Origin of the sequence: Streptacidiphilus pinicola (genome assembly GCF_003258295.1) — a bacterium.
GTDB classification, from domain to species: domain Bacteria; phylum Actinomycetota; class Actinomycetes; order Streptomycetales; family Streptomycetaceae; genus Streptacidiphilus; species Streptacidiphilus pinicola.
Window position 1 is genome coordinate 23639 of record NZ_QKYN01000171.1, and the last position, 13164, is coordinate 36802.

Below are 13164 nucleotides of genomic sequence, written 5' to 3' on the forward strand. Positions count from 1 at the left end.
CGGGAAACACGCTGATGGCTGTGACCAAGCCGCGCCAGCCGGTCGAGCAGGGCTTCGGGCCGGTGCCGATCACGACGAACGCGCCGCGCCGGGCGAGGCGGCCGATGCTCGCTGCCGCGGGTGCGGCGCTGGCGATCGTCGGGGCGCTGGGTGCGTACGCGATGGTGAATCAGGCCGGGGACCGGGTGCCGGTGCTCGCGTTAGCCCATGCGGTGCCGAAGGGGCAGGCGCTCACGGCGCAAGATCTGACGGTGGCGCAGGTCGCGCCGGATCCCGCGCTTGCGCCGGTTCCCTCGGGGGACGCCTCCCAGGTGTTGGGGAAGACCGCGACGACGGACTTGGCCCAGGGGTCGCTGCTGACCCGTGGGTCGGTGGCGTCGGGGCCGGATGTGACGGCGGGCAAGGCGGTGGTGGGGGTGTTGGCGAAGCCGGGCCAGGTGCCGGCGGGAATGTTGGAGCCGGGCAGTGCGGTGCAGGTGGTTCAGACGCCAGCACAGGGTGACAGCAAGGCGCCAACGGCGCCGCTGACGATCCTGGCCTCCGTCGTGTCGGTCGGGGCTGCGGACGCGAACGGCAACAGCGTGGTCGACCTGGCAGTGAACCCCGCCGACTCGGCGCAGCTTGCTGTCTGGGCGGCGCAGGGCCAGGCGGCGATCACGTTGCAGTCAGGGTCCGCGGGATGACGGTCGTCGCCCTGGTCTCCGCTCGTTCCGGCGCCGTGACCGTCAGCTCGCTGGCGCTCGCGTTGGCTGCACCGAAGAAGACGGTCCTGGCGGAGCTGGACCCTGCGGGCAGCTCGGTGCGCGCCGGGTTCCTGCAGGGCCACCTCGATGCCTCGGTCGGGCTGCACCGGCTCGCGACCGCGGTGCGGGCGGGAAGCTTGGGCAGTCAGTTCGCTACGCATCTGGTGTCGCTGGACTCCAGCGTCGGGAACCGGATGCTGCTGCCGGGGCTGACCGATCCGGCGCAGGCCTCCGCGATGGCCGGAGTGTGGGAGCACCTGGTGCCGGCCTGGCCAGTGCTGGAGCAGAACGGCTTCGACGTCGTGGTCGACGCCGGACGGGTGCTGATCGAGTCCGGGGGGCTGTCCAGCGCGCGGTACCCGGCGGCGGTGCTGCGCCGCGCGGACGCGGTGCTGCTGGTGGTGCGCCAGTCGGTGGCCGGCCTGGTGACGGCAGCGCCGGTGGTCGAGGCCCTCAAGCGCGACCTCGCGGAGCGGGGCACCGGAGTGGAAGCGCTCGGGCTGCTTCTGGTCCAGGAGCGCAAGCAGCCGACCGCGTCGGAGTTCGCTCACCATCTCCAGGTGCCGGTGCTGGCTCAGTTCGACTGGGACGCGGACACGGCCCGTGCGCTGGCGCACGGGCCGGACCGGCGGGGCTTGACGATGAAGTCGGTGCTGCTGCGGCAGGCCCGGTCGGCGTGGGAGTCAATCACCGCGCTCGCGGCCAGGCGCCGCGCGCAACTGCACGTGGGCGGCTACGGCCCCGGCTATCAGGGAGGCCTCGGTGGCTGACGCCCGGCCGCGCCCGGTGAACGGCGCGCCCACCACCACGTCGATGCACGCCCTTCGGTCATCGTTCGAGGCGGCACTTCAAATCCCCGTTCCGCTGTCGCCGGCCCCGCCTGGTCCGGCCGCGTTACCCGGGCAGCAGAGTGCTCCTGGGCTTGCCGGGGTTCTCCCGGTGGGATTCGACGTGCTCGCGGAGCTGCGGAACAAGGTCGCTGACCTGCTGTCGAACCGGGTTCGCGACGAGGTCATGGGCGAGCGGGACCGGCAGCAGCTGGGCTGGAGCCTGGTGGTGGAGGTCGTCGCCGCGTGGGCGACCGACTACAGCGCGAGGAAGAGGCCGCTCGACGCGCAGCAGGAAACGCTGATCAAGCGGGCCGTCTTCGACGACCTGTTCCGTGCCGGGCGGCTTCAGCCGCTTCTGGACGACCCCAATGCGGAGGACATCCGCATCGACGGCAGCGAGCCGGTCGAGGTGGTCTACCAGGACCGCCCGACCGTGCGCTTGGCTCCGATCGTCGCGTCCGATGCCGAGCTGGTCGAGCTGGTCAACCAGTTGGCCCGATCCCAGGGTCAGGGCGAGCGCTCGTTGTCGCCGGCCAGTCCGCTGCTGCGGATGCGGCTGGCCGACGGGTCGCGCCTGACGGCGAACTACCTGGTCACGCCCCGCCCGCAGGTCGTGATCCGTAAGCACCGGCTGCGGGACACCCGGCTGGACCAGCTCGTGGGCTGGGGTTCAATCGACACCGTGCTCGCGGAGTTCCTCAAGGCGCTGGTCCGGGCGCGGAAGAACGTCTTCGTCGTCGGCGGCCAGGGCGCGGGTAAGACCAGCCTGCTGCGGGCGATGTCCCGCGAGATCGCCCCCGGGGAGCGGATCGGCACGCTGGAATCCGAGTACGAGTTGTGGCTGCACGAGCTGCCCGGGCCCGGCCCTCAGGTGGTGCCGTTCGAAGGGCGCGAGGGCAACGGCGAGAAGGACGCGACCGGGCGCAATCTGGGAGAGCTCACCCTCGCCGACCTGTTCCCCCACCTGCAGCGCATGTCGCTGCGCCGGATCCTGGTCGGCGAGGTCCGCTCGGTCGAGGTCCTGCCGATGCTCCACGGCATGATCGAAGGCGAGGGCGGGTCGATGTGCACCGTCCACGCACGCAGTGCCCGTGCCGCGATCGAGCGCGTCGCCACCCTGGCGCTGGAGGCCAGGATCGGGATGAGCGTCGAGCTGGCCTACCGACTGATCACCGAGGCCTGCCAGTTCATCGTCTTCCTGCGGCAGGTCGACGAGACCGAGATCGGCGGGCAACGGCACCGGTTCGTCGCCGAAATTCTGGAGATCACCGGCCTGGGCGAAGGCGGCCGCCCGTCCGTGCAGCGCATCTTCGCGCCCAAGGAAGAGGGCGGGCGCCGTGAACCGAGAGCGGTGCCGCAGCAGATGCCCTCGTGCATCGACGACCTGGTGCGGGTGGGCTTCCAACGCGAATGGCTGCTCCACCCCTTCGGCACCTGGAACCACGAGCTGAAGACGGTGACGCAGCTTTGAGCATCACGTTGATGGAGTGGATCGCCGCGTTCTGCGCGGCCGCCGCGGTGGCCGGCCTGGTCATCGCGGTCGCCGGGTTCGCCGGATGGATGACGCCGGAGCACGCACGCCGACGCGGGCACACCGAACGCCGGCTGCGGGCTATGGCCGGTCTGGACGGCGGCCGCGCCCGCGCGGCGTGGTGGCGCACCCGGCGCACCCGCGTCCTGGCCGGGTGCGGAGTCGCCGTCGCGGTCTGGCTGCTCACGGGGTGGCCGATGGCCGGTCTGCTGTCCGGGCTGGTGGCCGCGAACGCGGTGTGGCTGCTCAACCCCGGCCGGGAGCACGCCGAGCGGATCGCCCGCTTGGAGGGGCTGCAGGAGTGGGTGCGCCGGCTCGCGGACATCCACACCACTGGACTGTCCCTCGAGCAGTCGATCAGGGCGAGCGCCCCGAAGGTCTCGTCCTCGATCGAGCCGCAGGTCAAGCTGCTGGTCGGGCGATTGGCCGCCGGGTGGCCGACCCGCGCTGCCTACCGTGCGTTCGGGGACGACCTGGACGACGTGACCGCTGACATGGTCGTCGCGATGATGCTGCTGCATGTCCAGGACCGCGGCGACGGGCTGTCGCGCGCGTTCAAGGAGCTCGCCGCCGCGTTGCAGGAGGAAGTGCTGATGCGGCGCAAGGTCGAGGCCGACCGCGCGAAGCCGCGCGCGAACATGCGCTGGGTCGTGCTGTTCTGTCTGGTCGTGTTTGGGCTGTCGATGTTCTCCGGCTCCTACGTCACCCCCTACTCCAGCCCCCTCGGAGTCCTCGCGATGGTCGGGTTCGCGCTCGGCTTCGTCGGCATGGTCGCGTGGATGCGCTCGATGGCGAACATGCGCCCCACCCCGCGGTTCCTGTCCTCCGCGGACCGCACCAAGTCCCTGGCCGAACGCACTGGTGAGACCACCGTGGAGGTGCAGTCGTGATCCCCGTCGCCCCCGTCCTCATCGCCGGTGCCGCCGTCGGCGGCGGCGTCACTATGCTGGTGGCCGGCCTCTCGCGCGGACGCGGCGACCTGGCCGACGTGATCGCCCGCATGGACGCCAACCGCATCGACCTCCTCGCCCCACAGGAGCAGGCGGAGCAGCCGAACGACTGGCGCGAACGCCTCGGCGGATGGGCGCTGTCGCGGATAAGCGACAACCTGGTGCGGCTGCCACGCAAGGAGCTCGCGATCCTGCGCGAATCCCCGGCCCTCCAGCTCGGGAAGAAGATCGGCGTCGCCCTGTACGGGCTGCTGCTGCCCGCGCTCGGCACAGCCGTCGCCATCGCCGGCGGCGCCCAGATCCCCTTCGCGATCCCCGGCGTCGTCTCGCTCGTGTTCGCGGTGGTGGGCTGGTTCATCGTCGACGTCAACGCGCGCCAGCGCGCGGCCGAGGCCCGCACCGAGTTCCGCATCGCCATCGCGTCCTACCTCGACCTGGTCTCCCTCGAGCGCGCGGCCGACGCCGGCCCCAGCGAGGCGCTCAAGCGGGCCGCCCAGGTCGGGGACGGCTGGGTGTTCGAGCGGATCCGCGACGCGCTGCTGCGCGCCGAGCTCGCCGGCATCGCCCCCTGGGAGGGGCTGCGGCAGCTGTCTCAGGAGATCGACGTCCCCGAGCTCGGCGCGCCGGCCGACATCATCGCGATCGCCGGTGAGGAGGGCGCGTCCGTCTACTCCACGCTCCAGGCCCAGGCCCGCTCGCTGCGCGGCGTGCTGCTGACCGACCAGCAAGCTCACGCGAACACCGCTTCGGAAAAGATGGTCGTCCCCGTCGCCGCGCTCGTGATCATCATGACCTTGTACATCGCCCTCCCGGCGATGGTCCGCGTCATCGACAGCTGACCATTCCTCACCACCAGCCCTCAAGGAGGCCCTTCATGTCCGATCCGCTGATCACGCTCGCGACCACCGCGGTGCGTGCCCGCGCCGAGCGAGTCCGCGAACTGCACCGGGACGAAGACCGCGAGCGGGGCGCGCTGTCGATCGAGCTCGCCCTGCTCATCGCCGGCATCGTCATCATCGCCGGCATCGTCGTCGCCATCATCACCACCAAGGCCACCCAGAAGGCCAACCAAATCGGCTGACCCACCACGGGCTGGGAGCAGGACTGTTGGGGAGGAAGCGCACCGAGCATGAGTGACCGACCACCAGGGCGTCGTCGCCCAGGGCCGCGACTACACCTGCGGGCCGACGACCGTGATGCCGGAGACCGGGGCGCGCTGTCGCTGGAACTGGCGATCCTGGCACCGGCCGTGATGCTGCTCCTGTTCACGATCGTCCAGGCCGGCTTCTACTTCTACGCCCGCGACGTGGCCGTCACCGCCGCGCAGCAGGGCGTCGAGACCGCCCGCGTCCACGGCGCCACGCTCGGCGAAGGCCTCACGCAGAGCTGGGACCTGATCCACCGCACCGGCGGCAGCATCACCGGCCCCGCCGTCACCGGGTCCCAGACCGCGGCGGAGGTGACCATCACAGTCAGCGGCAGCGTCACCACCTGGATCCCCGGGCTCACGTTCCACCTGTCCCAGACCGCCACCGCCGCGAAGGAGCAGCTCATCCGATGACCCGCTCCCCCGCGCCAACGTCAGGCGAACACGGCGCGCTCTCGCTGGAGATGGCGATCCTCGCCCCCGTCCTGCTGCTGATGTTCGGGCTGATGGCCCTGGCCGGACGCGTCTACCTCGCCGGATCCACCGTCGACAACGCGGCCCGCGACGCCGCCCGCGCGGCCTCCCTGCAGAACTCCCCCGGCGCCGCCCAGCAGGCAGCCCTCCAGGTCGCGAACCAGTCCCTGACCTCCCAGGGGGTCCACTGCGCGTCCACCGACGTGACCGTCCCCACCGCCGGGTTCAGCGCGCCGCTGGGACAGCCCGCCGCAGTCACCGTCACCGTCACGTGCCAGGTGCCGCTCTCGGGCCTCTTCCCTGGTGTCCCCGGAAGCAAGGTCCTCACGGGCTCGTTCACCTGCTCGATCGACCAGTACCGGCAACGCGCCACCGCCCAGGTCCCTGTCGCGGGCCGCCGGTCGGAGGTGCGCGGTGCCTGAACTCCGTCTACTCCCCCGTGAAGCGGACAGCGACCGGGGAAGCTTGTCGATGTTCACCGCGATCGTCATCGTCGGCTGCTTCGCGGTCCTGTCCCTCGTCGTCGACGGTGGCCTCAAGCTCCAGGCCCTCGCGAAGGCCGACGGCACCGCCCAGGAAGCCGCCCGCTCCGGCGCCCAGGCCCTCGACACCGGAGCCGCACTGACCGGGCACGGCATCCAGATCCAGCCCCAGCAAGCGGTCACCGCCGCCCAGGCCTACCTGCGCTCCGCAGGCGTCACCGGAACCGTCACCGTCACCGGCAACCAGATCCAGGTCACCGTCGCCGCCCCCTACACCCCGCTCTTCCCGCTGATCAGCTCCGGCACCGTCACCGGACACGGCAGCGCGCAACTCCTGTACCAGGGAGGCTGATGATGAACTCTGGCCCGCTCCCCCGCCTGCTGAAGGGCCTCGGCGCCCTCGTCGCGCTGGCCGTGCTGGAGGCCGGCGTCCCCTTCGCTCTGCTCACGTGGGGCAAGGGTCCCACCCAGGCTCCCTCCTGGCAGCAGACCACCGACGCCCTGTCAGGGCCGGACAACGGCAGCCTGTTCCTCGGCGCACTCACGATTCTCGGGTGGCTCGCCTGGCTTCTGTTCACCCTCCAGGTCCTCCTCGAACTCATCGCCGTCGCCCGGCACCGGGCCGCACCGCGCCTGCCGGTGATCGGTGCCGGGCAGCACCTGGCCGCGACACTCGTCACCGCGATCGTGCTCCTGCTGCCCACCGCCGGGACCGCACTCGCCCAGGCCGCCCCCGCGTCGGCCGCGACGCTCCACCTGCCCCACCACCAGGCTCCCAACCCACAACAGGTCGCGGCGGCGGTGACCACAAGCGCAGAAGCCAGCTGGAAGGGACCCGTGCACCAGGTCACCTCGAGCGACGAGACGCTGTGGGGTCTGGCCGAGCACTACCTGGGCGACGGCAGCCGGTGGAAGGACATCGCCGACCTCAACGAGGACGTCACCCAGGCCGACGGCGAAACGCTGACCGCGTCCACCCTCCACCTCCTGCCCGGATGGACCCTGCGGCTCCCCGCCCAAGCCGCCCACCACTCGGCCCCCGCCGCTCGTCACGCTGCCCCGACGATCAAGGAGCACCACCGCCCAACAGCCGTCGAACAGCATGCCCACGATGAACGAGAGAGCACCCGGCGAGAGACAGCGCACATCGTCCAACCCGGCGAGACCCTGTCCGACATCGCCGAAGACGACCTCGGCAACGCGAACGACTACCCGGCCATCTACACCGCGAGCCACGCCATCAAGCAACCCGGCGGCGGACACCTGACCGACCCGAACCTCATCCTCCCCGGGTGGCGCCTCAACATCCCCCAGCCCAGTACCGCCCCCACCAACCCGGTGACCGCGCCGACATCGCCGTCGGCCCCAGCGCCGCACGGCGAGGGCTCCCCCGGCGGCCGCGACGGCAGCCACTCGCCCAGCACGACACCCACCACCGCGCCAACGGCACCGACACCCGTTTCATCCCAGACCCCCGCTCCGGCAACCAGCCCCGCCGCGGGACCGCTCGGCGTGCCAAGCTCTGCCACGCCCACCAGCAACACGCCCTCACCGTCCACCACAGCCTCAACCGCTCCCACCAGGGCACCGACGCCCTCCGCCTCCCCCGCTGCCCCCTCGCCGGTCGCCACCGCGCCCGCTGCTAGTGACGGCACCCAGACAGCGAGCGAGCTGCGCATCGGCGCAGCGATCGCCGCGCTCCTGGCCGCCGGTCTGCTGGGCGGATACGGCATCAAGCGCGCCCTGCAGCAGCGCTCCCGCCGCCCCGGCGAGACCATCGCCGTCCCCGCCGAGACCAGCAGCCTGGAACAGGTCCTCGCCAACCAAGCCGACCCCGCGACCGCCGAACTCCTCGACCTCGCACTGCGGACCATGGCCACCCACCTGCCCGAAGGCGAGCCCCTCCCGCAACTGGAGGCAGCCCGGATCGAGCGGACCCGCATCCAGCTGCGGGCCGACGGCCCCGTCATCGCGCCGTTCGCCCAAGGCGAGGACGGCTGGTGGAGCCTCGACCCCGCCGCAGAGCTGCTCGACCCAGCCGCCGCTGCCGAAGTCGCGGCCCCCTACCCGATGCTGGCCACCCTCGGCAAAGAACCGGACGGCACGCTGGTCCTGGTCGACCTCGCCGCTGCCCGGACGCTGCTCCTGGACGGCACCGAACAGCAGGTCCGTGAGGTCGCCCGCGGACTCGCCCTGGACGCCGCCACCTCACCTTGGGGTCAGGAACTCCAGGTCCTCAGCGCCGGGCTCATCGAGGCGGGCCTGCCCCAGATGATGGCCACCGGCCGAATCCGCCGCCTCGACCGGATCGGCCACGCCGTCACGGACCTGGCCGACCTCCTGCTCACCGCGCACCAGGACCCCGACGCTGCCATGCCCTGGATGCTGGTCGCCAGCGACCACATCGACGAGGACGCCGCCTGGGAACTCGCTGGTCTGATCTCCCGCTCCCCCCACGCGCCCGTCGCCCTCGCCCTACCCAGGGAAGGACTCGACGCGCTGTTCCCCGACGCCCTGCGCCTGGACTGCGCCACCACCGAGCCACAGCAGCTCGCTTTCGCGGTGGCCCCCGTGCAGCTCCAGCGCGTCACCGAGGCCGAGTACCAGCTTCTCACCGACGACCTGCGCACCACCGAACTGCCCGCCAATACGGCCACCGGCTCCTGGACACACGTCCCCGACGACACCCGCACCTTGCCGCAGCCGCCCACCGGCCAACCGGCAGTGACCGACGAAGCGCCGTCACCCGACGCGGGCCCGGCCGAGGCCGACGGCGCCTCAGGAGAAGCCGTCAGCCCGTTCCTTGCCCTCAGCGGACAACGCACCAACTCCCCCGCGCGCACGACGTCAGCGCCCTTGGTCCCGCTCGCCCCGGCTCCCTTCGGCACACCGACTCTGCCCACCGCCGTGCCGGCGGCCACCGAGACAGCCGAGGACGCCCAACCCGGGCCCGTCGACGTGCCGTCGCCGCTCGCCCCGGTCGCCGAGCCCGCCGACGTGCACGCACCGGAAATCCGCCTCCTGGGGCCCATCGACGTCACCGGGCTGGGCAGCAGCGGCCGCGGAAGGCGCCTCGCCGAGGTCGCCGCCTACCTCTACCTGCGACCGGGCCGCACCCGCGACGACCTGGCAACCGCCATGAACCCGATCACCCCGTGGACCGAGAAGAGCGTCAAGCAGCGCCTCCACGACCTGCGCAACCTGCTGGAGAACACCCCGGACGGCACGCCCCGGCTCTCCCGCAACGCCCGCCACGGCGTCCTGCCGACGCTGACCGGCGTGCGCTGCGACTGGACGCGCTTCCAAAAGCTCGCCGAACGCGGACTCCTCGCCGGCCCTGCAGGCGTCGACGACCTCGAAGCCGCGCTCGCCCTGGTGCGGGCCCGCCCGTTCGCCGGCAGCACCGCCCGGTGGAGCATGCCCGACGCCCAAGAGATGGTCTCCCGCATCATCGACGCCGCCCACACCATCGCCCGCTACCGGATCACCACCGGCCACTACGCCCAGGCCCGAGCTGCGATCGCCCGCGGGATCGACGTCGAGCCCACCGCAGAGATGCTGTACCGAGACTGGCTCGCACTTGAGGCTGCCTGCGGCAACATCGCCGAGGTCCATCGCATCATCTCCCGCCTCCAGGAGGAACTGCGCGCCTTGGACGCCGAGATGGACCCCGCCACCATCGAACTCATCGAGGCCATCTTCGAGCAGCACATGAAGGGCAGCGCCTGACCGACGCCGCGAACAGCACGACGCCCCAGGCATCTTGGCTGGGGGTCTCGTGTGCCCGGAGCCTTTCCGGCGGAGCTGTGCTCGCCGCGTGCGATTCGTCGAGCGTGTGGCACGTACCGCTCGTCCCACCGTGGCACGGGTCCAGGGAACCGTGCACCTGGGCGCGTCCGACCGGGACCGGCTCGTGCTGCGGTCAGCCTGCCTGCGGCCGTCGTCACTGAGATGTGCTCAGCTCCACTCCTTGGTCGGCTCCCCAGGCCGCTTTGAAACGCGGGAGGTAACGGCGAAGGTGTCCGGGACTCAGGGCGTCGCCGGAGCTGCCCGTGATTCCGTGCTGCTCGCGGACGGCGGATGATCGCATCCGCCGGGCGACTGGCGGCGTGCGGTGAAGCCCAGGAGGCGGGCCAGCAGCCGGTTGGGGGTCCGGTGCTGGCCCTCGAGGGGCCTATATCGCCCCAGTGTGATGGTCGAGCAGCTTCGCAGCCAGAGCCCACAAGGCCCTGGCGCCGAGCGCTATGCCCAGCCGCTCAGCCAGCTCGCGGAGCCGCTCCGAACGCGTCGGAGCGTGACCCTTATTCACCATCGCGCCACCTCTCTCTTACGGATCGGGGCCGACGGGTCGGCCCCGCCAGGTCCCCCAATCCCGGCGGCACCCTCGAGGGCCGCCCAGATCCGTCCGAGAAACGCGAAGTGGCCATCCGACACTAGCGCGCCAAAGTCCGTGTGGCGAGCTCTAGTTGCTCACGCCTCAACGGAACTTGTGGCGGGAAGCAGACCTCCGGGGCGCGCCCATCGCCGGTCAAGCACCAGGCGCGCCCCAAGGCAGTGATCACCGTACGCCCACGAGCAGGGAGAACCACGCGATGACCACCGCCGACACCCGCACGATCCTCCACCGGCTCCGCGAACACCTCGGAGACCTCATGGCCGCCAGTACACCGACCCCCACCCCGTCTGGCCCCCACAGCGGCTGACCACGGAGATGTGGGCTGTCCGCGACGCCGAAGCCCGTGCAGAGCGGGAGGAGCGCAACGAGTACGCCCTCGGCGACGCACCCGCGCCCGTGTTGAACCTGACCGCGATGGAGACCCTCGGCTACGTCGAGGCCGAGCTCCTCGCCCTGGCTGACGTCATTGCGAACGCCTGCCAGTTGGCGCCGCGGTTCATCGGCCCGGGCGCAGAGTCGAGCATCGACTTCGTTGCCGCGCACAACAGCGACCCGCGCCGCTGGCACTACAACGCCAGCTGGAGCAAGGGCGCGCACTGGGCCGCGGTCTACGTCGACGGGCGCCTGGCCGACGACGACCTCGACGCCGGCCACTTCCGCCGCATGCCCGACAGGACCCGCCACGAAGCCGCAGACGTCGTCCGCGAGTGCTGGCGACAGACCGCCGCTGTCCTCGGCATCGGCGAGCGCCACGTCCCCATTCCCGACCGACCCTGCCCGGGGTGCGGCGGCGTCCTGATGCTCCACCAGGTCGTCGACGAGTCGCCGGCGGTCAGTTGCGAGACCGGGAGGGACTGCACGGCGCCCGTCGAGCGGGACATCCGCGGCCGCGCCTGGTGGGACTGGCGGCACCTCGGCGCGCTGGCGGGCGCCCTCGACGCCCGCGAGCGAGGCGCGGCGTGAGACTTGCGCCAGACGTCCTCGTCGCCGACCCAGATGACCTTCGTGAAGTCGAAGCCTGGGATCTCAGGCCGGACTGCGGCACGCATCTCCGCGTCGTTGTAGCAGTCGGTGGAGATCGACCGTCCTGCGCGGAGGGCGAATTCGACGGTGCGCGTGTCGGAGCCCGGACGCAGGGGCCCGACGTTGACGTACGGGTAGGTCTGCTCAGTCGTCATGGCACCAGTTCTGCACGCTGGCGGCAGGCTTCGCAACCGAAGCAGAGCGTGTCGCTACTTGCTGGGCTTGGCCCAGGCCTCGCGGTCCGGACGATCGGGCCGCTTCGCACCAGGCGTGCGCAGATCCAGGCGATGAACGCGTTGAGGACCTCGGCGCAGGTGGTGCCGACGGCCGTCGCCGGCGTGGCGCGTTGTGACCGCTGGCTATCCCGGGCAAGTTCTGCGACACCGCGTCAACAGCCCATATCTTCACTCCTTCTCCATAGTTTCCGCTGCGCGGCCGTAGGATGGCCGCTCCACTATGAGGCCGCCCCGACAGAGGATCAGCCCATGAGCACCGGATACGCCGCGCCCCCAGCTCCCCGTCGCCGACCGGGGCGTTGGTACTTCGTCGTCCCGGTGCTCACGTTCGGCCTCTTCACTTGGGTGCCGTTCCTGCACGCCGCCGTGAAGACCCACCGGCGCCGTCATCGGCTCCTTGCGCTCATCTATGGGGCGGTGGCAGCCATCGTGATCATGCTCGCGAACGTCACGCCCAAGGACGTGCATGGGAACCCAGCAGGCACCCTGGGCACTGCAATGAACGCGGTCTTCGGGCTACTGGCGCTGGCCAGCGTGGTGGTGGGATGCGTGCAGCTTGCGCAGGTGCGCAGCGAGGTCTACGGGCTGATGCCTACGGTCCCGCCGCCCCCGCTTGCCAGTGATCCGGTGGTAGCGCAGCAGCTCGCCGCCCGGGCACGTCGGAACGAGGCACGGGCTCTGGCTGCACGCGACTCGGCACTGGCCCGGGAACTCCGAATCGGACGCCCAGACCTCCCCCGCCAGTACGACGATGGCGGCCTGGTCGACCTCAACAATGCGCCCGCCCAGGTGATCGCTGCCGTCTGCGGTCTTGCTCCTTCTGATGCCGGTCGGATCGCGCAGGCCCGCGAACAGCTCGGCGTCTTCTCGTCGCTTGACGAAGTACTGGTTTACGCACAGGCCCAGGGAGCGATGGCCGATGTGATCCGCGAGCGCGGAGTGCTACTGCCGCGCTGACACCTTGTCCGTGCAGGCCGGCGTTGAGCACGGCGACGGCTGCCCCGTCTGCACGCCGCCGCCCAGACCCGGCCTGGGAGCGGGCGACGCGTGGCACCACGGCCCCGCTGGCATCCTGCTGGCGGGGCCTGCTGTTGTCAGCGGTGTCGTCCGGGCGGCTGCGGCGGCTGCCACTGCTGCGGCGGGACGGGCGGTGTGGCGGTGGTGTGGCGGCGCCTCGCGAGTACGACGATCAGGGTGATGATCGTGGCGGGGATGCCGACGATGACGAGCAGGATGATCAGTTCGAGTGCGCGGTTCTCAAGCACGCTGCCCCCTCGGTTGTGGTGCGGGGAGCGTACGGCTGGGGAGCCTTGTTTCGCAGGCGCTTGGGCTAGGTGTTCTGTCCCGTGAGG

The 13164-nt window shown here is 71.3% G+C and carries 13 protein-coding genes; 12 read left to right on the forward strand and 1 reads right to left on the reverse strand.

From position 1 onward, the window contains the following. The first annotated feature begins 20 nt into the window (after window positions 1–20). The 12 genes from DN069_RS42510 to DN069_RS39630 all read left to right on the forward strand — a co-directional run bounded on the left by DN069_RS42510 (window position 21) and on the right by DN069_RS39630 (window position 12769). A complete protein-coding gene (locus tag DN069_RS42510; RefSeq protein WP_165845764.1) occupies window positions 21–683 on the forward strand; it encodes an SAF domain-containing protein in 663 nt (220 codons plus the stop codon). Continuing rightward, window positions 680–1513, forward strand: coding sequence for a CpaE/TadZ family protein (locus tag DN069_RS33990; protein ID WP_111507093.1), 834 nt, complete (start codon window positions 680–682; stop codon window positions 1511–1513). Before DN069_RS42510 ends, DN069_RS33990 begins: the two co-directional genes overlap by 4 nt. Before the next feature lie 169 nt (window positions 1514–1682). Continuing rightward, window positions 1683–3044: a TadA family conjugal transfer-associated ATPase gene (locus tag DN069_RS33995; RefSeq protein WP_243640129.1), complete on the forward strand. Its 1362-nt coding sequence runs from the start codon at window positions 1683–1685 to the stop codon at window positions 3042–3044. Further along, entirely contained in the window at window positions 3041–3994 is a 954-nt protein-coding gene (locus DN069_RS34000) for a type II secretion system F family protein (RefSeq protein WP_165845765.1), read from the forward strand. The genes DN069_RS33995 and DN069_RS34000 overlap by 4 nt, the downstream gene beginning before the upstream one ends. Further along, window positions 3991–4893, forward strand: a complete 903-nt coding sequence (locus DN069_RS34005) for a type II secretion system F family protein (protein WP_243640131.1) — start codon at window positions 3991–3993, stop codon at window positions 4891–4893. The genes DN069_RS34000 and DN069_RS34005 overlap by 4 nt, the downstream gene beginning before the upstream one ends. Before the next feature lie 35 nt (window positions 4894–4928). Beyond that, on the forward strand, window positions 4929–5135 hold the full coding sequence (locus DN069_RS34010) for a hypothetical protein (RefSeq protein ID WP_111507094.1): 207 nt from the start codon (window positions 4929–4931) through the stop codon (window positions 5133–5135). 48 nt (window positions 5136–5183) lie between these two features. Beyond that, complete coding sequence (locus DN069_RS34015; protein ID WP_111507095.1) at window positions 5184–5615, forward strand: TadE family protein; 432 nt, start codon at window positions 5184–5186, stop codon at window positions 5613–5615. Next, window positions 5612–6097, forward strand: a complete 486-nt coding sequence (locus DN069_RS34020; RefSeq protein ID WP_111507096.1) for a TadE family protein — start codon at window positions 5612–5614, stop codon at window positions 6095–6097. Before DN069_RS34015 ends, DN069_RS34020 begins: the two co-directional genes overlap by 4 nt. A 49-nt stretch (window positions 6098–6146) precedes the next feature. Next, window positions 6147–6509, forward strand: coding sequence for a hypothetical protein (locus DN069_RS34025; RefSeq protein ID WP_111507097.1), 363 nt, complete (start codon window positions 6147–6149; stop codon window positions 6507–6509). Further along, the gene (locus tag DN069_RS34030) at window positions 6509–9886 is read left to right on the forward strand and encodes a LysM peptidoglycan-binding domain-containing protein (protein ID WP_111507098.1); all 3378 of its coding nucleotides are present in this window, start codon (window positions 6509–6511) and stop codon (window positions 9884–9886) included. Before DN069_RS34025 ends, DN069_RS34030 begins: the two co-directional genes overlap by 1 nt. Window positions 9887–10868: 982 nt before the next feature. Beyond that, the gene (locus DN069_RS40600) at window positions 10869–11516 is read left to right on the forward strand and encodes a hypothetical protein (protein ID WP_165845767.1); all 648 of its coding nucleotides are present in this window, start codon (window positions 10869–10871) and stop codon (window positions 11514–11516) included. Between the two features lie 545 nt (window positions 11517–12061). Continuing rightward, window positions 12062–12769, forward strand: coding sequence for a helix-hairpin-helix domain-containing protein (locus DN069_RS39630; protein WP_133260138.1), 708 nt, complete (start codon window positions 12062–12064; stop codon window positions 12767–12769). Between the two features lie 137 nt (window positions 12770–12906). Here the strand turns inward: DN069_RS39630 and DN069_RS40605 are convergent, their stop codons facing one another. Then, window positions 12907–13077, reverse strand: a complete 171-nt coding sequence (locus DN069_RS40605; RefSeq protein WP_165845768.1) for a hypothetical protein — start codon at window positions 13075–13077, stop codon at window positions 12907–12909. Between the last annotated feature and the right edge of the window lie 87 nt (window positions 13078–13164).